This is a genomic window from Methanofastidiosum sp., assembly GCA_035362715.1.
Taxonomy (GTDB): domain Archaea; phylum Methanobacteriota_B; class Thermococci; order Methanofastidiosales; family Methanofastidiosaceae; genus Methanofastidiosum.
In genome coordinates this window covers 1-20,429 of the sequence record DAOSDU010000016.1, presented here as the reverse complement: position 1 = coordinate 20,429, position 20,429 = coordinate 1, and the positions used below count along the sequence as shown (strand labels likewise).

At 34.2% G+C, this 20,429-nt stretch carries 29 protein-coding genes and 1 tRNA gene; 16 read left to right on the top strand and 14 right to left on the bottom strand.

Going from position 1 to position 20,429, the window contains the following annotated elements:
* The first annotated feature begins 28 nt into the window (after positions 1-28).
* The gene (locus tag PLI06_08910; protein ID HOI77712.1) at positions 29-1,156 is read left to right on the top strand and encodes an ORC1-type DNA replication protein; all 1,128 of its coding nucleotides are present in this window, start codon (positions 29-31) and stop codon (positions 1,154-1,156) included.
* A gap of 34 nt (positions 1,157-1,190) precedes the next feature.
* Complete coding sequence (surE, locus tag PLI06_08905; protein ID HOI77711.1) at positions 1,191-1,970, top strand: 5'/3'-nucleotidase SurE; 780 nt, start codon at positions 1,191-1,193, stop codon at positions 1,968-1,970.
* On the opposite strand, the gene mtxX is transcribed toward surE, so the two are convergent.
* Complete coding sequence (gene mtxX, locus PLI06_08900; GenBank protein ID HOI77710.1) at positions 1,971-2,708, bottom strand: methanogenesis marker protein Mmp4/MtxX; 738 nt, start codon at positions 2,706-2,708, stop codon at positions 1,971-1,973. It lies immediately after the preceding gene.
* Positions 2,709-2,843: 135 nt separating this feature from the next.
* On the opposite strand from mtxX, the gene PLI06_08895 reads away from it, so the two are divergent.
* The 10 genes from PLI06_08895 to fbp all read left to right on the top strand — a co-directional run bounded on the left by PLI06_08895 (position 2,844) and on the right by fbp (position 8,279).
* Positions 2,844-3,041: a 30S ribosomal protein S17e gene (locus PLI06_08895; protein HOI77709.1), complete on the top strand. Its 198-nt coding sequence runs from the start codon at positions 2,844-2,846 to the stop codon at positions 3,039-3,041.
* A 108-nt stretch (positions 3,042-3,149) separates the two neighbouring features.
* On the top strand, positions 3,150-4,280 hold the full coding sequence (locus PLI06_08890; protein HOI77708.1) for an alanine--glyoxylate aminotransferase family protein: 1,131 nt from the start codon (positions 3,150-3,152) through the stop codon (positions 4,278-4,280).
* 149 nt (positions 4,281-4,429) lie between these two features.
* Complete coding sequence (locus PLI06_08885; protein HOI77707.1) at positions 4,430-4,789, top strand: 50S ribosomal protein L18e; 360 nt, start codon at positions 4,430-4,432, stop codon at positions 4,787-4,789.
* A 4-nt stretch (positions 4,790-4,793) separates the two neighbouring features.
* Positions 4,794-5,219, top strand: coding sequence for a 50S ribosomal protein L13 (locus PLI06_08880; GenBank protein HOI77706.1), 426 nt, complete (start codon positions 4,794-4,796; stop codon positions 5,217-5,219).
* Positions 5,216-5,620: a 30S ribosomal protein S9 gene (locus tag PLI06_08875; protein HOI77705.1), complete on the top strand. Its 405-nt coding sequence runs from the start codon at positions 5,216-5,218 to the stop codon at positions 5,618-5,620. Before PLI06_08880 ends, PLI06_08875 begins: the two co-directional genes overlap by 4 nt.
* Positions 5,621-5,624: 4 nt before the next feature.
* Positions 5,625-5,819 (top strand): DNA-directed RNA polymerase subunit N, encoded by a 195-nt coding sequence (locus PLI06_08870; GenBank protein ID HOI77704.1) that lies wholly within the window; start codon positions 5,625-5,627, stop codon positions 5,817-5,819.
* 35 nt (positions 5,820-5,854) lie between these two features.
* Positions 5,855-5,932, top strand: a tRNA-Pro gene (locus PLI06_08865).
* 26 nt (positions 5,933-5,958) lie between these two features.
* Positions 5,959-6,561, top strand: coding sequence for a hypothetical protein (locus PLI06_08860; protein HOI77703.1), 603 nt, complete (start codon positions 5,959-5,961; stop codon positions 6,559-6,561).
* Positions 6,558-7,166: a 30S ribosomal protein S2 gene (gene rpsB, locus PLI06_08855; protein ID HOI77702.1), complete on the top strand. Its 609-nt coding sequence runs from the start codon at positions 6,558-6,560 to the stop codon at positions 7,164-7,166. The genes PLI06_08860 and rpsB overlap by 4 nt, the downstream gene beginning before the upstream one ends.
* The gene (fbp, locus tag PLI06_08850; GenBank protein ID HOI77701.1) at positions 7,167-8,279 is read left to right on the top strand and encodes a fructose-1,6-bisphosphate aldolase/phosphatase; all 1,113 of its coding nucleotides are present in this window, start codon (positions 7,167-7,169) and stop codon (positions 8,277-8,279) included.
* A gap of 22 nt (positions 8,280-8,301) precedes the next feature.
* On the opposite strand, the gene PLI06_08845 is transcribed toward fbp, so the two are convergent.
* The 5 genes from PLI06_08845 to PLI06_08825 form a co-directional block, all read right to left on the bottom strand.
* Entirely contained in the window at positions 8,302-8,913 is a 612-nt protein-coding gene (locus PLI06_08845) for a thymidylate kinase (protein ID HOI77700.1), read from the bottom strand.
* Entirely contained in the window at positions 8,910-9,593 is a 684-nt protein-coding gene (locus PLI06_08840) for an SEC59/DGK1/VTE5 family protein (protein HOI77699.1), read from the bottom strand. The genes PLI06_08845 and PLI06_08840 overlap by 4 nt, the downstream gene beginning before the upstream one ends.
* 127 nt (positions 9,594-9,720) lie before the next feature.
* Positions 9,721-9,882, bottom strand: a complete 162-nt coding sequence (locus PLI06_08835) for a hypothetical protein (GenBank protein HOI77698.1) — start codon at positions 9,880-9,882, stop codon at positions 9,721-9,723.
* An 85-nt stretch (positions 9,883-9,967) separates the two neighbouring features.
* On the bottom strand, positions 9,968-12,175 hold the full coding sequence (locus PLI06_08830) for a DEAD/DEAH box helicase (protein ID HOI77697.1): 2,208 nt from the start codon (positions 12,173-12,175) through the stop codon (positions 9,968-9,970).
* Positions 12,175-12,396, bottom strand: coding sequence for an ArsR family transcriptional regulator (locus tag PLI06_08825; GenBank protein HOI77696.1), 222 nt, complete (start codon positions 12,394-12,396; stop codon positions 12,175-12,177). The genes PLI06_08830 and PLI06_08825 overlap by 1 nt, the downstream gene beginning before the upstream one ends.
* 149 nt (positions 12,397-12,545) lie before the next feature.
* Here PLI06_08825 and PLI06_08820 point away from each other — a divergent pair, with 149 nt between their 5' ends.
* Complete coding sequence (locus PLI06_08820) at positions 12,546-13,274, top strand: biotin/lipoate A/B protein ligase family protein (protein ID HOI77695.1); 729 nt, start codon at positions 12,546-12,548, stop codon at positions 13,272-13,274.
* Between the two features lie 18 nt (positions 13,275-13,292).
* Here PLI06_08820 and PLI06_08815 read toward each other — a convergent pair whose 3' ends face one another.
* Genes PLI06_08815 through PLI06_08805 form a run of 3 tightly spaced genes read right to left on the bottom strand, consistent with a single transcriptional unit; the run spans position 13,293 to position 15,458 of the window.
* Positions 13,293-13,670: an RNA-binding domain-containing protein gene (locus tag PLI06_08815; GenBank protein ID HOI77694.1), complete on the bottom strand. Its 378-nt coding sequence runs from the start codon at positions 13,668-13,670 to the stop codon at positions 13,293-13,295.
* Entirely contained in the window at positions 13,660-14,187 is a 528-nt protein-coding gene (locus PLI06_08810; GenBank protein ID HOI77693.1) for an AAA family ATPase, read from the bottom strand. The genes PLI06_08815 and PLI06_08810 overlap by 11 nt, the downstream gene beginning before the upstream one ends.
* Positions 14,184-15,458 (bottom strand): TldD/PmbA family protein, encoded by a 1,275-nt coding sequence (locus tag PLI06_08805; protein ID HOI77692.1) that lies wholly within the window; start codon positions 15,456-15,458, stop codon positions 14,184-14,186. The genes PLI06_08810 and PLI06_08805 overlap by 4 nt, the downstream gene beginning before the upstream one ends.
* A gap of 119 nt (positions 15,459-15,577) precedes the next feature.
* On the opposite strand from PLI06_08805, the gene scpB reads away from it, so the two are divergent.
* From scpB to PLI06_08790, 3 genes are read left to right on the top strand one after another with little or no spacing between them, the layout of a single operon-like run.
* Positions 15,578-16,090, top strand: a complete 513-nt coding sequence (gene scpB / locus PLI06_08800; GenBank protein ID HOI77691.1) for an SMC-Scp complex subunit ScpB — start codon at positions 15,578-15,580, stop codon at positions 16,088-16,090.
* 32 nt (positions 16,091-16,122) lie between these two features.
* Complete coding sequence (locus PLI06_08795; protein ID HOI77690.1) at positions 16,123-17,094, top strand: methanogenesis marker 2 protein; 972 nt, start codon at positions 16,123-16,125, stop codon at positions 17,092-17,094.
* Positions 17,095-17,128: 34 nt separating this feature from the next.
* Positions 17,129-17,725: a DUF1847 domain-containing protein gene (locus PLI06_08790; protein ID HOI77689.1), complete on the top strand. Its 597-nt coding sequence runs from the start codon at positions 17,129-17,131 to the stop codon at positions 17,723-17,725.
* On the opposite strand, the gene PLI06_08785 is transcribed toward PLI06_08790, so the two are convergent.
* The 5 genes from PLI06_08785 to PLI06_08765 all read right to left on the bottom strand — a co-directional run.
* Complete coding sequence (locus tag PLI06_08785; protein ID HOI77688.1) at positions 17,726-18,094, bottom strand: NifB/NifX family molybdenum-iron cluster-binding protein; 369 nt, start codon at positions 18,092-18,094, stop codon at positions 17,726-17,728.
* 47 nt (positions 18,095-18,141) lie between these two features.
* Positions 18,142-18,570, bottom strand: a complete 429-nt coding sequence (locus tag PLI06_08780) for a DUF134 domain-containing protein (protein HOI77687.1) — start codon at positions 18,568-18,570, stop codon at positions 18,142-18,144.
* A gap of 172 nt (positions 18,571-18,742) precedes the next feature.
* Positions 18,743-19,003 carry a hypothetical protein gene (locus PLI06_08775; protein ID HOI77686.1) on the bottom strand — a complete coding sequence of 87 codons (261 nt, stop codon included), beginning with the start codon at positions 19,001-19,003 and terminating at the stop codon, positions 18,743-18,745.
* A 20-nt stretch (positions 19,004-19,023) separates the two neighbouring features.
* Entirely contained in the window at positions 19,024-19,779 is a 756-nt protein-coding gene (locus PLI06_08770; protein HOI77685.1) for a slipin family protein, read from the bottom strand.
* A 100-nt stretch (positions 19,780-19,879) separates the two neighbouring features.
* On the bottom strand, positions 19,880-20,429 hold a 550-nt coding region (locus PLI06_08765; protein ID HOI77684.1), incomplete at its 5' end, for a universal stress protein.

The window sequence follows — 20,429 nt, the reverse complement described above, 5'->3', positions numbered from 1 at the left end:
ACATAAAATAATTTTTTTATTTATAGTTATGTCAAGCAAAATAAAGGATATACTGATGTGGGAAGAATCGCTATTCAGAAACCCCGAAGTCTTTGATCTTAGTTACATACCGGAGGTTTTTAAATATAGGGACAATGAACTTGAAGCAATATCTCATAATGTAAAGCCTTTGATTAAAGGAGATTTTCCAACAAATACTATTGTTTTAGGGCCAACAGGTACTGGGAAGACTACTTCAGTTAAATTGCTATTTAAGAACATTACAGAAGTTTCAAACAGTGTTGTACCGGTCTATATAAACTGCCAGTTTCACTATCGAGAATTTTCAATAATGTCCCAGATCTTTAGAGGCATATTTGGGTATCCTCCCGTAGAAACTGGGAAGCCTCTAACAACTCTCTATGAATATACCATGGGTGAGTTACAAAAAAAAGATAAAACATTACTTGTTGCATTGGACGATGTGGATTTTTTATTCCACGTTAACGTTGCAGAAAATATTCTATATAAAATTCTGAGGGCACATGAGATTTTTCCAGGAGTTAAAACAGGAATTATTGGGATTATCACAGATAATGCTTTTTCATTTAAAGTTTCAGAAAAGATTAGAACTGTATTTATGCCAAACGAAGTTCATTTTAAATCGTACTCTCAAGCTACAATAACGGATATTTTGAGATATCGTGCCGATATTGGATTATTTCCCGGTGTGATGGATGAAGAAGTCTTAGATAAAATTTCAGAAATAACTTTTGAGAAAGGCGATTTAAGGCTTGGGATAAGAGGAATAAAGGAAGCTGCAATGTTAGCAGAACTTCAAGGCAGGAGAAAAATAATTGTTGATGACATTGAAAAAGCAATAGAGCGTATCAGTTCTTCTTTACATGTTGAAAATGTCTTTGATGGCTTATCGAAAACAGACAAGAAAGTCCTCAAAGTTATAGCAGAAAATTCTGGTAAATTCACAAAAGCGAATGATTTTTTCAATATATTAGGCGAGGGTATGTCCTACGAACTCTTTAGAAAGTCAATAGTAAAACTTGAAAATCTTAAAATAGTTGACATTCAAAGGGCGCAGTCAAGGGGCCGTGGAAAACAAAATCTTATTCATTTAAGGGTACCTAAAGAGGCCATTCTGGAAATTATTAAGGAATAACATTTAAAAGTAACATATCGCCTCTTTAATTCAAATGAGGATACTAGTTACTAATGATGACGGCTATGGCAGTGAAGGAATAAAGAAGCTCACAGAGGTTGCAGAATCTTTGGGCGAAGTAGTTGTCATAGCGCCAAAGGAAAATTGTAGTGGGATTGGCCACAGCTATTCTATATTTAAAAAAATTGAAGTTGAAGGGCTTTATCTAGATGATAAAAAAAGAACTGATTATATTGTTTCTGGGACACCTGTAGACTGTGTAGCTCTTGCTATAAGGCATTTCATGAGGGAAAAAATTGATCTTGTCTTATCGGGTATTAATCATGGAGAAAACATATCTTATGATATATACTATTCAGGAACAGTATCCGCTGCAAGAGAAGGGATAATAAATGGTATACCTTCTATATCCATCTCTTCGTCAGATTATTTTAATCCAATGTTTGAAACAGCAACAAAATTCTTAGAAATACTTTTTGATTCTTGGAATTATAAAAAGTTACCAACTGATACTTTACTAAACATAAATGTACCTTCTGTTCCGTTTGATGAATTAAAAGGTGTCGAAGTAACAAGACTTGGGAGAAGGGTATATTATGACGAACCATTTGAAACAAACAACGAGGAGGGTAAGATGTATTTCAAAGTTTTTGGTAAGCCTCCAGGTGGCTTTGCTGAGAAAGGCACCGACTATTCTGCAATAAAGGAAAACAAGGTATCCTTAACTCCAATACATCTTGACGCAACTAATCACAACGAAATGAGATCATGGGAAGACGTAGTTAATTTAGAAAAACTAATCGATTCTTTTTAATCAGTAATTTTTAATAGCATTAGCAAGTGCGATTGAGGAAATATACTCTTCTTTTGGGGCAGCTCTAGATGTATCCACAATAATAGTACCCTCAATAGCTAGGGGATAGTACAACGCTCCATGGGAGCTCCCGCAACCAAGATGGATTAAAGTCCTATAAACTAAATTGCCTGAAATCCCATCGGGCGCAAGTATAAAATTGGAGTTTTTTATTGCATTCTCAATTAAGATTTCGGCATGATTAATCCCATACTTCTCTGTCAAAGCTTCAGCTTCAAGTATGCTCTTATCTACTCTTTCTGATCTTCCTAGATCTTTTGTTCTGCCCCCCGATAGAACAGATATCTTTGGTTCAACTTTGAATCTTTTCAATAAATCCTTTGCGTATTCAACGAACATTTCTTTTTCTTTTAGATCTTCGCCCTCGTCAATGCCAAGAGGTGCAAAAAAGAAATATTTTTTGTCATACGTTCCTAAAAGGCCAATTCTATAAATCTTATCAATTTTATAGTTGTTTTTTACTTCTTTTAAGAAATCAGAGCTTTGAAGAGTTCCTCTGACTATGGCGTCTATTTTACCTTCTTTTAAGGATGAAATAATTTTGGCAGAACTATTGAAAACTCTAACATTACAAAAATCGACACTGTTTGCTGCATCTTCTATTTTTTCGGGATTTTCAAAAGCCCCTATACCTATTGTAAGGTCCGGGTCAATTCGACTCTTTATAATGTTAAGCATGAAGGTATTCTATAAGCAATCCTTAAATATTTTCTGTAATAATCAGGAGGAATACTGCCTATCTATCGAAAAAACTAATAATCTGACGATAATTTTAAAAAGCATACTATGCCATTTGATTTAAATGGAGGTGTAATGTTGGGAAGAATCAGACCATCATTCATAAAGAGAATATCAAGACAGTTAGTTGAAAAACATAGAGGCGAGCTTACAAAAGATTTCCAAGAGAATAAATTAATTATTAAAGATTTACTCGATGTACCTACACATAAACTTTTGAACAGAATAGCAGGTTACACAACAAGACTAATGACTCATAAAGAAATAATGTAATTTTGTTTTAATCTTCTGGAGATTTATTCTACTCTAACACTTTTTATTTACGGTTAGATAAGATAATCTTATATATGTTTATTTTTGTTAAAACAGTGTCGTGGTTATATGAATGAGGATTTTTTACTAATGATACCTGGTCCGATACCAGTTCACCCTAGAGTATTTAGGGCCATGTCAATGAAAATCATGCCCCATAGAGGCGATGAATTTAACAAGCTTTTTATGGAGCAATCCGAAAGGATGAAAAAAATCTTTAAAACTAAAAATGATGTTTTTATAATTGCCGGTTCTGGAACAGCTGCAATGGACGCTGCAATAGCTAACATTGTTCAGCCAGGAGACAAGGTCTTATGTATTACATCAGGTAAGTTTGGAGAGCGATTTAGGGACATTGTCAAGGCCTACAAGGGAGCTGTAATTGAATTAAAATATGACTGGGGAATGCCTATAAAGGCAGAAGATGTTAAAAAAGCGTTAGAAAAAGACCCGGCCATCAAGGCAGTAACAATGGTACACAATGAAACTTCTACAGGAGTTAGAAATCCAGTAGCAGACATTGGAAAGATTGTAAAGGGTACAAAAGCTCTGTTAGTCGTAGATACTATTTCATCACTTGGTGGAGACAATATCGAAGTTGATAATTGGGGAGTTGATCTATGTGCATCAGGTAGCCAGAAGTGCATTGGGCTCCCACCAGGAATGTCATTTATCTCCGTTAGCCAGAAGGCTTGGGACGTAATTGAAAAAACAGATGGAACATGCTACTATCTTAATCTGAAGAAATATAAAAATAACAAATACAAGGCCCCATACACTCAACCTGTATCAATGGCTTATGGATTAAAAGAAGCTTTAGACATTATTGACGAATGCGGATTTGAGAACTGGATCAAAAAACATGAAAAGATGGCAAAGGCAACAAGAGAAGCTGCAAAGTCGATAGGTCTTTCACTTTTCCCTCACGATGAAAAGACATGTTCAAATACAGTCACATCTATAAAGGTTCCAGAGGGAATTGATGGTCAAGAACTAGTTAAAGTAATGAGGGAAAAACACGGAATAATCATAGCCGGTGGACAAGATCATCTTAAAGGAAAGATAATTAGAATTGGGCACATGGGAAGCGTTACAGAAAAGGAAATAATTGTTACTATGGCATGCTTACAGATGTCCCTAAAAGACCTTGGTTACAATACAGAGCTTCCTTCTATTCTAACTCCAATCTGGAAAATATAGATTAATCCTGAAGAAATAATATATTTTTTATCTTATTTTTGAATTTATTATCCTTTAAGCTAAAATCATCGAAACGTTTAAATAGGGTATAAAAATATCAATGTTAATCTCAGGCGAGCGTAAGCGTAAGAGTTTGAGAGGTGAAATTAATGAGAAAGTTAAATAAAACAAATCCAAGTATATTGAGTCTTATAGATTTTTTTATAGACAAAGGATATTCTGAAAAAACTCCCTTGTGGATTGACCTTTCAAAGAGATTTAAAAGGCCTACAAGGCATTTACCCCAAGTGAATCTATCAAAAATCAATAGATATTCACAAGATGGAGATACAGTAGTTGTCCCCGGAAAAGTATTGGGCAGTGGAGAGCTAGATCACAAAGTTACTGTTTCTGCATTTAAGTTTTCTAAATCCGCCATGGACAAGATAAACAAAAATGGAAGGGCAATAACTTTTTATGAACTCTACAAAGAAAATCCGAGAGGTAGCGGTGTAAGAATAATGGAGTGATCTCATGATAATCGATGGAAAAGATCAGATTCTGGGTAGAATGGCATCAGTTGCCGCTAAAAAACTTTTAGAAGGGGAAGAAGTTTTTATAGTCAATGCTGAAGAAGTTATAATTACGGGAAATAGAGATTATTTCTTTGACCTTTATGAGAAAAGGTCTCAATTCAAAGACATAGCAAATCCTTTGAGAGGTTCATTTTTCCCAAAAAGGTCTGACAGAATAGTCAGAAGAGCAGTAAGGGGAATGTTACCTTGGAAGAAAGACAAAGGAAGAACAGCATACAAGAAATTAAAGGTATATGTTGGGATACCTGATGATCTAACGGGGAAGGAATTTGTTAGATTCAATGATGCAGACGTTTCAAAACTTAGAACTAAGAAATATTTTAAGGTAAAAGAGATATCAAGCTTCCTTGGGGGCCGTATATGAAAATTATTCAATCAGTTGGTAAAAGAAAAAAAGCAGTTGCAAGAGCAACTGTGAAAGAAGGGAAGGGGAGAGTAAGAGTTAATAGCAAGCCACTTCCAATAGTTGAACCTGAATTAGTGAGAATCAAAATGTTCGAACCAATTCTCCTTGCAGGAGAGACCGCAAATACAGTTGATATTGATATCGATGTCCGAGGCGGAGGAATTATGGGGCAAGCCGATGCGTGCAGAATAGCAATCGCAAGAGGGCTTGTTGAATTCACTCAGGACAACTCTTTGAAAGAAGCTTATTTAGGGTACGACAGAATCCTATTAAGAGGAGATTCAAGGAGAACTGAAGAGCACAAGCCAAGTAAGTCTTCTAAAGGACCAAGAGCAAGAAGACAGAAATCCTACAGGTGATCTTTTGATAATCCCTGTAAGATGCTTTACCTGTGGAAAAGTGATTGGCCATCTTTATGAGCCTTATTTAGCTAGATTAAGCAAAGGGGAAAAGACAGAAAAAATATTGGACGACATGGGATTAACAAGATATTGCTGTAGAAGAATGCTTCTTACTCATGTCGATCTTATAGACGAACTGCTCGACTATAAAATATAATTTTATATTTTAATAGTTTATAGTCGATTTCACATGGGGCCGTGGGGTAGCTTGGACTAGCCTCTCACCTTGGGGTGGTGGAAACTCGGGTTCAAATCCCGACGGCCCCACCATTGGAAATGGAAAAGGAGAGGAAAGATTGACCGTAATAGAGGATATAAGAGCAAGGAAGGTTTACAACAGTAATAAAGAGAAGAGTATTGTAGAAATGGACATATATACTTCTTCAAGTTTCGGGAGGGCCTCAGTAACTTTCGAAGAAGATATCTCTGAAATTGAAGAAGTTGTTTTACCTGAGCTTGCCGGTTTGGATGCAATCGAGCAAAAATCGTTAGATGAATTACTTTGTGAAATAACGCCCTATGCTGAAATAAGATTTGCTTTGTCTTTGGCATCTGCCAAAGCAGCATCCTCTTTTTACTCATTGCCTCTTTTTAGATACCTTGGAGGAATATACGAAGAACAAATGCCCCTATTGAATATAGGTGGAAAGATATTCGATATGGATCTAAAAGAACAAAAGTCCAGTCAAAAACCAAAAAAAATTGAACTAGACACGATATCGCAGATACACGCCGCATCAAAAGATGATAAGAATTGTATAATCCCTGCAGTTGACGAAGGGGTTTGCCATATATCTTTGGCTTTTAGTCTTAGATATCTAGAAGTAATTGAAGAAAATATCCAAATAATAAATGAACTAATTAGAATTAAAGAATATTTAGGTGAGGAGATTTTATGAGTGATGAAATGCTTGTACCTCTTGATTTGTACCTTGCATCAGGAATCCATATTGGGACAACCCAAAAAACAAGGGACATGGAAAGGTACATATTTAGGATAAGACAAGATGGTCTTTATATCCTTGATATAAACGAAACAAATAAGAAGATAGAAAAAGTTGGAAAGTTTCTTGCCAAATTTGAACCGGAGAAAATTCTTGTAGTTTCTTCAAGAATCTACGGGTTCAAGCCAGTATTAGCGTTTGGTCAAAAAATAGGTGCAAAAACAATTACAAAGAGATTTATTCCAGGATCTCTCACAAATCCAAACTGTGAGGATTTCATAGAACCGGAAGTAGTAATTTTGACAGATCCAAGAGCAGACTATCAGATATTAAGAGAAGCTGGACTTGCAAAAATACCTGTTGTTGCCCTATGCGACTCAGAAAATTATCTATCAAACGTTGATTTAGTCGTTCCAACAAATAACAAAGGAAAGAAAGCATTAGCACTTGTTTACTACCTAATTGCAAGAGAAATGCTGAAAGCCAAAGGCCAAATAAAAGATGGCGAGGAGCCTCCATTCTCAATTGATGATTTCAAATCAAAGGATGAGGAGGATTAAATGGGAGAAAAAATAACTGTTTCTCTTATTAAAGCAGATGTTGGAGGATGGCCAGGACATGCACTGGTCCATCCAGATTTAATTAAAACAGCAAAAAAAGAATTAGAAAAAGAAAAAGGTAAACTTCTAATTGATTTTCACGTAACTAATTGTGGAGACGATTTAGAGCTTTTAATGACACACCGAAAAGGTGTTGATTCCCAAGAAGTTCACCATCTCGCTTGGAATACCTTTGAAAAGGCAACAGAAGTCGCTAAGGAATTGAAGCTTTACGGAGCAGGGCAAGATCTATTGGCTGAAGCATTTAGTGGAAATGTTAGAGGAATGGGTCCTGGAGTCGCAGAGCTTGAATTTGAAGAAAGAAAAGCAGAACCACTAGTTGCATTTATGATGGATAAGACAGACCCTGGAGCTTTTAACTTACCAATGTATAAGATATTTGCAGATCCATTTAACACAATAGGTTTAGTAATAGACCCAAATGCAGTAGCAGGATTTAGGTTTGAGATATGGGATATCTTAGAAAGTAAGAGAGTATTCATGGATTGCCCAGAAGAGCTATACAAAATGCTTGCTTTAATTGGTGCCAAATCAAGATATGTAATAAAAAGAGTTTATCCAAAGAAAGGCGGAAAATTACCTGCTGATGAAGCAGTTGCTAACATCAGTACTGAAAAGCTTTACAAGATAGCAGGTGAGTATGTAGGAAAAGATGATCCTGTGGCATTGGTAAGGGCACAATCAGGACTTCCTGCACTTGGTGAGGTAATTGAACCTTTTGCATTCCCACATCTAGTAGCGGGATGGATGAGAGGCTCTCATAACGGACCATTAATGCCAGTAAGCCAAAAGAATGCAGTATGTACAAGATTTGATGGACCACCAAGAGTTATAGCCCTTGGATTCCAAATAGCAAATGGAAGACTAGTCGGGCCAGTTGATCTATTTGATGACCCTGCATACGACGAAGCAAGAAGAAAAGCACAAAGAGTCGCAGATTATGTGAGAAGACATGGACCATTTGAGCCACACAGATTACCTCCTGAAGATATGGAATACACAACTCTTCCAAAAGTTCTAAGGGAACTTGAAAAGAGATTTGAAAAGTTATAATAAATTATTTTAATAATTTTTATTAATTTTGAGTTTTATTTGCAACATGATTAGAGTTGGCTTTATCTTTTCCATTATCTAAAGTATCTAGAATTTTTTCTATTTGTTTTTGGACATCCTGAATTGATTTACAAGTATCTATGATTTTCCAATTATTTGCTAATTTTAATGCTTTTTCTCTTACCTTTACTAGATCTTCTAGATTCTCAAACATTTCTTTTTCATTCCTTTTAGATAATCTTTTTAGGGATTCTTCTGGCTCAACATCTAAAAAGAACATATACTCTGAAGTTGGGAGTATTGTAGAAAAAAACTTGTAGAATAATTTTGCTAAAGGCAATGGTAAATATGCGACACCCATTAAATAACGTACAACAATCAAAGTATCGCTTTTTCCATGATACTTTCTCACTGACCTTATGACATCAAAAGCGTAGTACATAGAGGCTTTAATATAATTAAATTTTCCCTTGCCTAAAAGTGAGCTTTTTGCTTTTATTCCAAAAGTATTGTCATTTTCTGGATGGGAACGTAATATAACGCTATCTCCTTTTTTTAGATATCTATCTCGAATCAAATTTGCATGGGTGTCCTTTCCAGCACCATCCAATCCATCAATAATAATAAATCTCATTGTAGCACCAATGCCAATATATAATAAAGAATAGTTGCAGAAAAACATGCAGTCAAATTATCGAGACCCTTGGGCGTGATAGCTTCAAATAAAGTTGCAATAAGTGGAACAAACAACAGTATCGCAAAATTCATTGGTACTACAGCAACATTAGAAAATATGTAATTATAGTATTTTAATGCAATCCACATAACGGCAACTAGAATGAAATACATCGTTACCGATCCTTCAAAGCTCTTAGTTTCTCCAAAGAAATGATATTTTCTTTTTCCAAATCTAGTTCCAATTAAGGATGCCATTCCATCCCCATAGGACATTGCAGCTATACCTACAGCTATAGTCCATGGTTTATCGAAAAATAAAAATGCGAGGACGGTCCATGATATCGCATAGTACACCAATCCAAGTCCATGACCTGATGAGGAAATTTTATCTTTGATCTTTAATGGCGAGTGAGGGCTCATTAAGAATGTTAAAGGTATAAAAGGCGCAGCAGCTAGAAAAGTCATTGCAAATTTAGTTTCAAATATGGGTAATACAAACAGTACATTTCCTACCATTATATGAAGAAACTTTCGGCTGAATACTTTATATTTGCTTAATAGTTTTTCAGAAATAAGTAGTAAAACGGCCACATATCCATAGACTATTATTAGGCCGAGTATATCGCCGGATAACATTGTTTTAGTTTTTCTATGATTTATATATAAGACTATTGTATACAATTACTACATTGTTTTAAGAATTATTTATTTAACTTTAATTAGAAATTAATTCCAAAAAAGGCATCAAAATTAAAAATAAAATTTAGAGAAACTTGCTACCTTCTTCAAGGAGTCTGTTAGCAACATCTATTTCAATAGATGCTAGAACGAAATTTCTCTTTTTTATATTAGCTTCTGCCCTATCTTTCATTCTTTTTGCTTGTTTAAAGAATTTTCTTGCTTCGGCATCGTTTTTTCCTCTCATAATTCATCACCTATAAATGCTAATATAAATTATCGCTTTCTAATATTTAAATCTTTTGGTTAATTATTGATTAGCAATAAAGAAATTATATATCTTCATATCGAGAGTCTATGATCTCTCTTATTTTTTTGGCTTTTATTTCCCCGACACCTTCAACTTCCTTAAGTTCTATTTCATCAGCATTAAAAACTCCAAAGATGCTGCCAAACTTTCTCAATAATCTCCTGGAAAGCACTGATGAAACTTCTGGGAGACCTTCAACAATAAACAACTGTTTTTCTTTTAGACTCATTACTTTCTTCTCGCCCCTGATTGTGGGGGCCCTGTCCTTTTCTTTTTGCTCCCTCAATGAGATATCTACAAGAAAATTGGCAGTATCTTCTGTATTTTTGGTAAAAATAACTCTAACTCTGAAATCAACCATTGCCGAAATAATGGCACCACGAATAGATTTTTTATCCATATTTCTTATTGAATAAACATCTTCTCCTTCTACTATCAACATCGGTACTTCAAAAGTATTTGAGAGGGATAAAATTTGAGGAAAAAGAGTGCCTTTGATAAGCGATTCAATAAAATCATTAGAAGATTTTCGTTCAATCCCAATTCTGTTCGAGAGTATATAGTCTCCTACGTCTAAACGATTTATCTTGATGTTAGATTTTTCCGATAAGATTTTTAATAACTTTTTGTCCTCTCTATCATCTGCTATAATGTATGGCATATCTACAAAATCCTTTAGTTTACTTTGTCCTTTCTCTGCCATGATCATTTCATCACTTTTTCTAAACTCCCTTTTTAACTCCATCACAGTGAGTTTCATCTGCTTTTCTTTCTTCTTACTTGCCCAATAATATCCTTCATCTCTAGTCTTTTCTGCCATAAGGATTACAACTTCTCCACTTTTTTTTCTGGCAGTCCTACCTCTTCTCTGAATAGATCTTATTTCCGAAGGTACAGGTTCAAACAATATTACCATATCCACTTCAGGTATGTCAAGACCCTCTTCTGCAACTGAGGTGGCAACAAGGACGTTAAACTCTCCTGATCTGAATCTTTCAATTATCTCCTTTTGTTTTTTTTGGGATAGCCCTTCATCGCCCTTTTTTGAAGCTTGGCCAACAAATCTCTCTACCTTTATCTTTTCAAATTTTTCCAACTCTTTTACAATTCTCATTGTGGTATCCCTGTAATGAGAGAATATAATTAGATTTTTTCCATTACTTACTTCTTTAATAACAAGTTCATATAATTTTGAAAGTTTTGGATGTTCTATTCCTTCCTGCTTTAGATTATCGGCCATTGTTATTATCTTCATTACAGTTTTTTCAGAAAGTAACTCTAATGAAGAACGACTTTTACTCTCTCTCATCGTTTTAAAATAAGATATTAATGGAGATATCCCTTGAGTTTCCAATAATTCTAGTGCATGATGAATTTTTAGGGCCTTTGCTTGGGATTTGAGAGCGCCATAATAAATTGACTTTTCATGTATCGGAGCTTCCTTAATTTTATTGTTAATTTTTGTAACGGTACTTAACAATTCTTTTTTTGTAACATCTTGCGAAGAAACAAATCCTAGATCTTTTAGGATTGTAATCTCTTTTTTTAGCAACATCTCAAGCATCTTTTTAATTTCTATAAATTCATCAGGAAGTTTTACAGTAATCCAAGAGATGTCTATATCTTGGACATAAGGTTTTACATCAGGCGAGTTCTCGTTCCTGATTTCTATATTTTCAATTCCTAGATTTTGAATAATATCCTTCATCTTTTCTTTATCTGATGCAGGTGAAGCAGTTAATCCCATTATTCGTATATTTTTTGAAATTGCTTTTTCTGCAATGTATGTATAGGCATAATCCCCTGTTGCACGATGGGCTTCATCAAAAATAATAAGGCCAAAATCTTCTAGATTTATCTTTCCACCTAATAGGTCATTTTCTATTACCTGTGGTGTCGCTATCACAACTAAAGACTTGGTGTATAGTTCATCTCTTTTAGAAGGGGATACTGTTCCAGTTAGAAGAGAAAAATTTTCTTTTTCAAGATTTAATGCATCTGAAAAAGATTTTAAATGCTGCTCAGCCAGTGGTTTAGTTGGTGCTAGAACTAAAACTTTTTTCTTTAAGGAATGTAGGGTGTATGCTGCAAGTAATATTCCTATGTAGGTCTTACCAAGTCCTGTTGGTAAAATTACTAAAGTATTTTTATCTTTACTTTTTACAAAAATAGTTTCTTGATAGGCTCTAGGTGAAATCTCCCCTTTAATAAAGGGATGAGAAAAAGGCATTATCTTCCCATCTTTTCAAATTTCTTTTCAAAATCATCCTTTTTCTTTATTTGCCATACTATAATCTCATCTTTTTTTGTACTTTCCACTTTTCCTTCTTCCTGTAATCTCAACAAAAGAGATTTTGTTCTCATTAGACTTTCTTTTGTTTTTTCACTGATAGTCTCTGCGGAAAGAGGAGATTCTTCATTCTCAAGTAGTTTTAAAATTCTTTGATACATAAGATGCCTCCTAAAGCCCTTAACGAGGGAAGGGAAATCTAGCACTAGAGGTGAAAAAATATGAGAGGATTCTAAATTTTTCCTCCATTTCCCTTCCCAAATATCAAGATTACATAAACCTATAAATACTTTTCGATAGTATTCCATCTATGCGATATCTACCTTATAGAGAAGAAAATGGATATCTTTCAATGGGGCTTGACGAATCTTTGCTTTTGTTAAGGGCTAATGAACTAATACCAGATACATTTAGATTTTATTCATTTTCTCCTTCATGTGTTTCGATTGGATATTTCCAGAGCCTTAAATCTTCAATTGACATGGATTACTGCAATAGAAACAATATTGATTATGTAAGAAGAATAACTGGGGGAGGAAATGTTTTTCACGATTGTTCGGGCGAAATTACTTATTCAGTTGTTATATCGGAAAGAAATGTTCCTGAGAACATTCTAGATTCCTTTGAGTTCTTATATGGCGGAATTATTATAGGGTTAAAAAAACTCAATATTAATGTGGAATTTAAACCTCTTAATGATCTAATGTTAAATTCAAAAAAACTATCTGGATCTGCCCAAACAAGAAAATTTGGTGTTATTTTACAACATGGAACTTTAATGTACAATACCAATATAGAATTGATGGAACGAATTCTTAGAATATCGGATAAAAAAATAGAAATAAAAAAAAGAGTTACAACGCTGACAAACGAAGGATATAATTTTGAAAAACAAGAACTAATTAAAAGTTTAAAAGAAGGATTTGAAGAGATTTATGGGGAATCAAAAGAAGAAAATGTTTCCAAAGATGAATTAATTATTGCAAGAAAATTATCAAAAGAAAAGTATGAAACAAAAGAATGGAATAATAAAAGATAATCTAGAAAATCTTTGGAATTAGATTGTTTTAGGAACTATTCTATCAATAAAATCGTATGGATTTTCTACATAGATTTTTACTTTAATTGGGCCAAGAGGTGATACCCTGGATAGATTTACCCTACCTGCAAACGCAGCCTGTTTATTCATTGAAAAAGAAACTTTCGTCCCTTCAGTGCCTTCTTTTAGCACCATATTCACACTATCTCTAATTGCTTCAGAATATACTAATTCAATAAATCTTGAAAGAACATCTTCTTCTTCCGAGTAGCCAATTATTTCATTGTCTTTTTCTTCGATTTCGATATCAGGGAAGATATTAATTATTGATTTTTTTACTTTTTCAGAATCTTCAGTTGATTTTACGTCTGCAAAAACTTTTACTTTAAAGCTCATATTTTTTAGCCACCTTGTCAATATTGGACCTAAAATCTTCGAAGGTGCCATTATTATCGATTATGACATCAGATAACGCAAAAGCTTCACCTAATCCCCAAGATAGTTCCCTTAAGTCCCTTTTATAAAAATCTTCGAAGGTTTTTGGATCATCTGCTCTTCCTCTATTCTTTAATCTTTCAAATCTTATACGTGGTGAAGTATGTATGCCAACTAGGAAAAAATCAATTTCATTCCTGAATCGCTCAATTTCTTTTATACCTCGTATTCCCTCAATTAAAAACTTTCCATCCTGAGTCTCACTAATTCTATCTAAAGTCAAGATGGCTATTATATCAAGCCCTTCTTTATCTCTAAGTATCTGTGCAACTTTCCCACTTTCTTCAAGGAGATATCCTCTTTTCAAGGTTTCTTCTCTTACTATGTCTCCCATGGATATAAATCTGTATCCATAACTAAGAGCTATATTAACAAATTCACTTTTTCCTGAACCTGGCATACCTACAATTGCTATCATCCTACCACCTTAGCTTCTGAAACAATCGAAGGGGTTATCATACCACCGGTATTTTTAACCTCCCCATATACTCCTTTAACTTTACTCAAAAACTCAAATACATTTCCTGCTATCATCCCATGTTTAATTGGGTGAACTTTCTCACCATTTTTTATGTAAAAGCCACTAGAAATTTCAACAGAAAAATCCCCAGAAATTGGATTTGCTGTATGGGCCCCCCTCAATTCATTAACAATAAATCCTTCTTTTATGCCTTCTATTTTCTCACCTTCAATAATGAAGTTAGTAGTACCCATGGAGGGGAGAGATTTATAATCTCTTTCTGAATTCCCAGTAGATTCAACTCCAAACTTTTTTCCATAAAAGTCGTCAAAAAGAAATCCTTTCAATATACCTCTCTCTAAAACTACATTTCTTTTTGTCGGATTACCATCGCCGTCAAAATTTGCAGAAGCGACGCCATAATCAATGGTGCCATCATCAATCATTGTTAGATTTGTTATTTTCTCTCCAATTTTTCCCTTTAGAAAGCTTCTATTTTTATCAACGCTTTCTGCGAAAAGATGAGATATAAACGTATTAGAAAGTAATGAAGAAACTGCTTCAGGTTCCAAAATGACATCACAATAAATCGATTGGATTTTTTTTGCATTACTGGTTTCTTTAGCTTTAAAAGCTGCCTTTTCTCCAATTGGAGTAAAATCAAATTTTTTTCGCATAATATTATAATCAAAACCTGTAGATATATCCTCGACCTTGTAAATAGCCGATATATATCCAAAAAGAGTTGCATATTTTTGAATTAAAGAGATGCCAGTTGATGTTGAAATAGATTCTTCATGAAAAGTAAGATTTGTGCTTCCAGAAGATGGAGTTCCCCCTTTTTCTTCACAGCCTTTAATCATGTCCGTTGAGAATTTCATTAAATCCTCAGAATTTATTGAATATAATGATTTATCCGCCAAATCTCTATTTTTTATTTTTTTTGGGGTGGGTAGGCTAACAAAATCTTCTCTTGCCCTTGATACTTTAAGAACTTTGTATGCCGTCTTAACACATTCTTCCAAACCATTTGTATTATTTGTAAAAGAGAATCCTTGCTTTTTTCCATCCACTACCCTTACACCGACTCCTATGGTTTCTTTTTCTTCGCCTATTTCTACATTATTCTTTTCAATATCATAGGAAATAACCTTAATTTTCTGAGCAAAAACTTCCCCTTCAGAATCGATAAATTTCATTGTTTTATGAGAAATTTCTTCTAAATCCATCTATACACCTAATTAAACAAAGTTTTGGACATTAAAAAAGTTTCTTATAATCATTATTTTTGAATTATTCAGGTAACAAACCTGCAAACCATTTAAATATAAGCAGTAATAGGGGGTATATGGATATAGCAAAGGACAAGGCTTCTATTGAAGCAATTCTTTTCATTTCGGGAGAACCTGTTCCAATTTCCAAGTTGCTAAAAAAACTGGGTATGAAAGACAGGGAATATGTAGAAGGCCTAATAGAGAATCTTTCTAAAGAGTATCGTGAGAGGGGAAGTTCGCTTGAAGTAGTTAGGGCTGTGGAGGACAGGTATACAATGCAAGTGAAAAATGAATATTCTTTATTAACTGCTGATTTTGCTCCAAAATCCGAAATAAGAGGGGCAGTCCTGAAAACTTTGGCTATTATTGCGTACAAACAGCCCTTAAAAAAATCGGACTTAGTCAAATATAGGGGCAGTCAATGTTACGAACATGTAAAAGTATTGGTTGAAGCAGGTCTTTTAGATGCTGAACCTTGTGGCAAAACAAAGATTTTAAAAACAACGACCAAATTCTCCGAAATATATGGCCTTGAATCTTCTACGCCTACCGAGATTAGAAGGTTTATGGAAAGCATATTGAAATAAAAACTTTTATAAATAACTTAGTCATTAACCGCATGTTGAAAAGTATGACCGACCTAAACAGAATTGTTCAGGAAATCAGAAATTATGAAGGTGTTAAAAGAAAAAATCCAATTAAACATCTAATTACTCAATTCAAACCATTTTCTAATTATGGAAACACTATTATTGATTTTGGTGACGACGCCGCTGTTTTAAAGGGCGATTGCAATTATCTACTTCTCGCAGCAGATGGGATTTGGGCAAATCTCTTAAAGGATCTTTTTTGGGCAGGGTACTGTGCAGTACTTGTGAATGTAAATGATATCTATGCAATGGGGGGTAAACCTATTGCCATGGTCAACATCATGTCATTAAAAAAGACTGATAATTGTAAAGATTTACTTGAAGGAATAAAAACTGGGTGTGAAAAATTTAAAGTTCCAATGGTTGGTGGGCACCTTCACCCTGATACCGATAGTACAACTGTATCTGTATCTATAATGGGTAACGCTTCAAAAATACTTTCTAGTTTTTCTGCAAAAGATGGAGAAGACATAATCTTGGCAATGGACATGGACGGAAGACGTTACAACAACTATCTTAATTGGGACACTACACTTAACAAATCCTCTGAAGAGTGTCTTTCAAAGTTAGGGATAATGAATGAAATAGCTGAAAAAGAACTTTCATTTGCAGCCAAGGATATTTCAAATCCAGGCATTTTGGGAACAATTGGAATGTTGCTTGAAACATCCAGAAAAGGCGCAGTAATTGATGTTGATGAGATACAAAGGCCAGACAATATGGACTTTATAGATTGGCTAAAGATTTATCCTGGGTATGGATTCACTTTAACTTCATCCCCTGAAAATACTGACAAAATATTATCTCTTTTCAAAAAGCAAAAAATCGAAGCTAGAGTTATTGGTAAAGTTACAAACGATAACATAATGACATTAAAAGATAAAAATAAAAAAATGACTCTATTTGATTTTAAGTCAGATATAATAACTGGCATAAAATAAAAAACTTTTTAAATTATCTTTTTTTAACTATACTATGAGATGCAATGATTGTGAGGACTCCTTCTGTATGGAAGGAATAAACTGTTACGGAAAGGAGATAAAAGATTACGCCGAAAATGAAGTAAGAAAAGAAGAAAATCTTAATTTTTATATTACTTCAACAGAACTTGAAGTAGATGCATATATGAAGCTTCCAAGAGTTCTTGAATTAATTGAATTTTCTAAAAGAATGAACTACAAAAAACTTGGCATTGCTTCATGCGTCGGATTGAAAAACGAATCACAAGTTCTTACAGATTTACTCCAAGAAAAGGGATTTGAAGTTTCTCTTGCTATATGTAAGGCTTGTGGAATCGGAAAAGGAGATTTCAGAGTTACTAAAACATTATCTGGAAAGCTAAGTGAATCTTCATGCAATCCTATTGGTCAGGCTAAATTACTAGAAAAGGAGAAAACAGAGTTTAACATTGTTGTAGGACTTTGTGTGGGGCACGATTCCTTATTTATCAAATATTCAAAAGCACCGACTACCGTACTTATTGTAAAAGATAGGGTACTAGCGCACAATCCCATTGGAGCTATTTATTCAAACTACTGGATTAAAAAAATAAAGAATTACAAACTAGAATAATTATTGGGCGGGGCTACAGGATGTTTTTTCTCCAGAAAATCTTTCCAATTCCCCTCTAATAAACTTATCAACAACCTCTTGGACTTTTTCTCTTTTGGTGAAGAAGAGATCAAATCCTTGACAAGTTAGCACTTCCATAGCACGAGGGCCTAGATTTGAACAAATTACAATTCCAACATTCTTTTTTAGAAGCAAATCAACTGGACTTTCAGAACCACCAAAATGGTCGCTAGTATTATCTATTATCTCTACGTTCTCAATTTTATTCTCAATTATTTCTATAACAGTATAAGTAGGGGCCATTCCAAAATGATTAAAAACAATATCTGAAAGTCCACCCATTGAATCTGTTGGTATTGCAATTTTCATATCATTACCAATTGGATATTATATGAATTTTTTATTTTTAGATATATTCATTCACAGCGCTGATTACAACTATTGATATTTTTAATATTTGTTCCGTTGCATTCTGGGCATTTTATGTTGTCTTCTTCTGAAATATTCTTAACTTCCCAGAAATGGTTACAATTTAGGCATTTGAATTGATTATTGCCCATTTCGTAATCTCCGCCGAAAATCTCTATTGCTTTAGAGTTTACAAGGGCATCAGAAACTTTGTTTCGTGCTTCTTTTAGAATCCTATGGAACGTTGGCTGTGAAACTCCCATTTTCTCGCAAGCCTCAGTCTGTTCCATACCTACTAAATCTTTAAGCCTAATAGCTTCTAGCTCTTCAAATGTAAGTCTTATAATATCAAGATTTCCCAGTGGCACTCCTCTTGGTTTAAAATAACGTGCATTTGTATCAACATAAATACATCTTTTTTTCCTGGCTCTAGGCATATTATGTAACTGCATTTTTAGATTAAAAAACTTATGCCTTACATGATCTTAGAATATCTATTTTAAGATACGCGACTAATTTACCACCCATAATAATTTAGATATATGGAGCCAAAAATGGCTTGATGAATAAAAAATTCATATTTTTTATAAATCGAATAAAAAAGAAAAATTAAAATATCTTCTTTAGATACTCTTCTTTTGCACCGCCGAATTGATTTGGCCAAAATACCCCTTCGGTCTTATCGATTTCAAATATATCGTATGAAACATCACATCCCGGGAAATCTTTTCTGCCCTTGTACTCAACAATATCCCCGATATGTAGCTCTTTTGTGATAGTTTTAAATTCCGATATGAATTTAGTTTCTGTCCAAGATATCGAACTTCCCTTCTTGACAACCTGATATTTCTTTCCGATTTCAAATTCCATTCAAATCGACATTTGAAATATTATTCTTTCCCTTTCTTCTTTTTCATAAATTCCATCATCTCTTCGGGAAATGGGAAGACTATCGTGGAATTTTTCTCAGAAGCTATTTCTGCCAATGTTTGATATAGCCTCAACTTAAGTGCAGCGGGCGATTTATCTATTATCTCCCCAGCGTTCGCTAATCTTTGAGCAGCTTGTTCTTCTGCTTCAGCAAGAATTATTCTTGCCCTTCTATCCCTCTCAGCTTCGGCTTGATGAGCCATTGCTCGTTTCATGTTGTCTGGGAGTTCTATGTCTTTTATTTTTACATCAGTTACTTTAATTCCCCACGGATCTGTTTCAATATCTACGATTGTTCTTATTTTTTCACCTATTTCCTCTCTCTTGGCTAGAATTGTATCAAGATCTGATTTTCCAGCCATATCTCTTAGTGCAGATTGTGAAAGCTGAGATATAGCAAATTTATACTGTTCCACTTCAAGTATAGCTTTGTCGGCATTTGTAACTTTAAAGAAGACCACTCCATTAACCTTCATTGGGACATTATCCTTGGATATAACTTCTTGAGCAGGTATATCCACTGTAACTACCCTTAACTCTACCTTTTCTACCCTGTCTACTATGGGGATTATCCATTTTAATCCAGGTCCAAGTACACCTACGAATACACCTAACCTAAATTTTACAGCTCTTTCGTACTGTTTTATCACCCTGATACCTGCTAGAATGAATATTAGTATAGCAGCCACAGGAGCCAATAATATTGGATTTATCATCATTAGTTATTCAACTTTAGAATATATAATATTACCTATAATAAAATATACAATTTTTAGAAAATAGGATAATTAATAAAAAAATAAAAATTTTCTTAATTTAAGGAACAACAGTAACTCTACAATCTGCATATCTAGCCACGTCTTCTGCCACGTGGCCCATAGCTAGTCTCTTTATACCTGTGAGTCCTGTTTTACCAACAATAATGTGATCGCATTTTTCATCATCTGCAGTCTGGACTATTGTATCTACAACCCTTCCAAGTTTCATCATTGCCTTAGGCTTAATTCCATGCTTTTCTGCAAACTTTGTCATCTCTTTCAGTACGTTGTTTCCCCTTTTACACAATGGATCTTCCATCATACAACTAAGTTGTTCTTCAAAGAATGGAGAATATCTTTTTATGTCGTCTGTTCCTTTAATTTTATCTTGCCATTCTGGCTGGAATCTATCCATAGCTTCATATGTAAGTTTTAATTTATCTGCATCTACTACATATAGCAGCATAACCTGTGCCCCAGTCTTAGATGCCACCCACGCAGCATATTCTACGGCCTTTTGAGAAGGCGCAGATCCATCTACAGGAACTAATATTCTTTTTATTAATTCAGCCATAATATCGCCACTATAATTATCGTTATTCTTATAT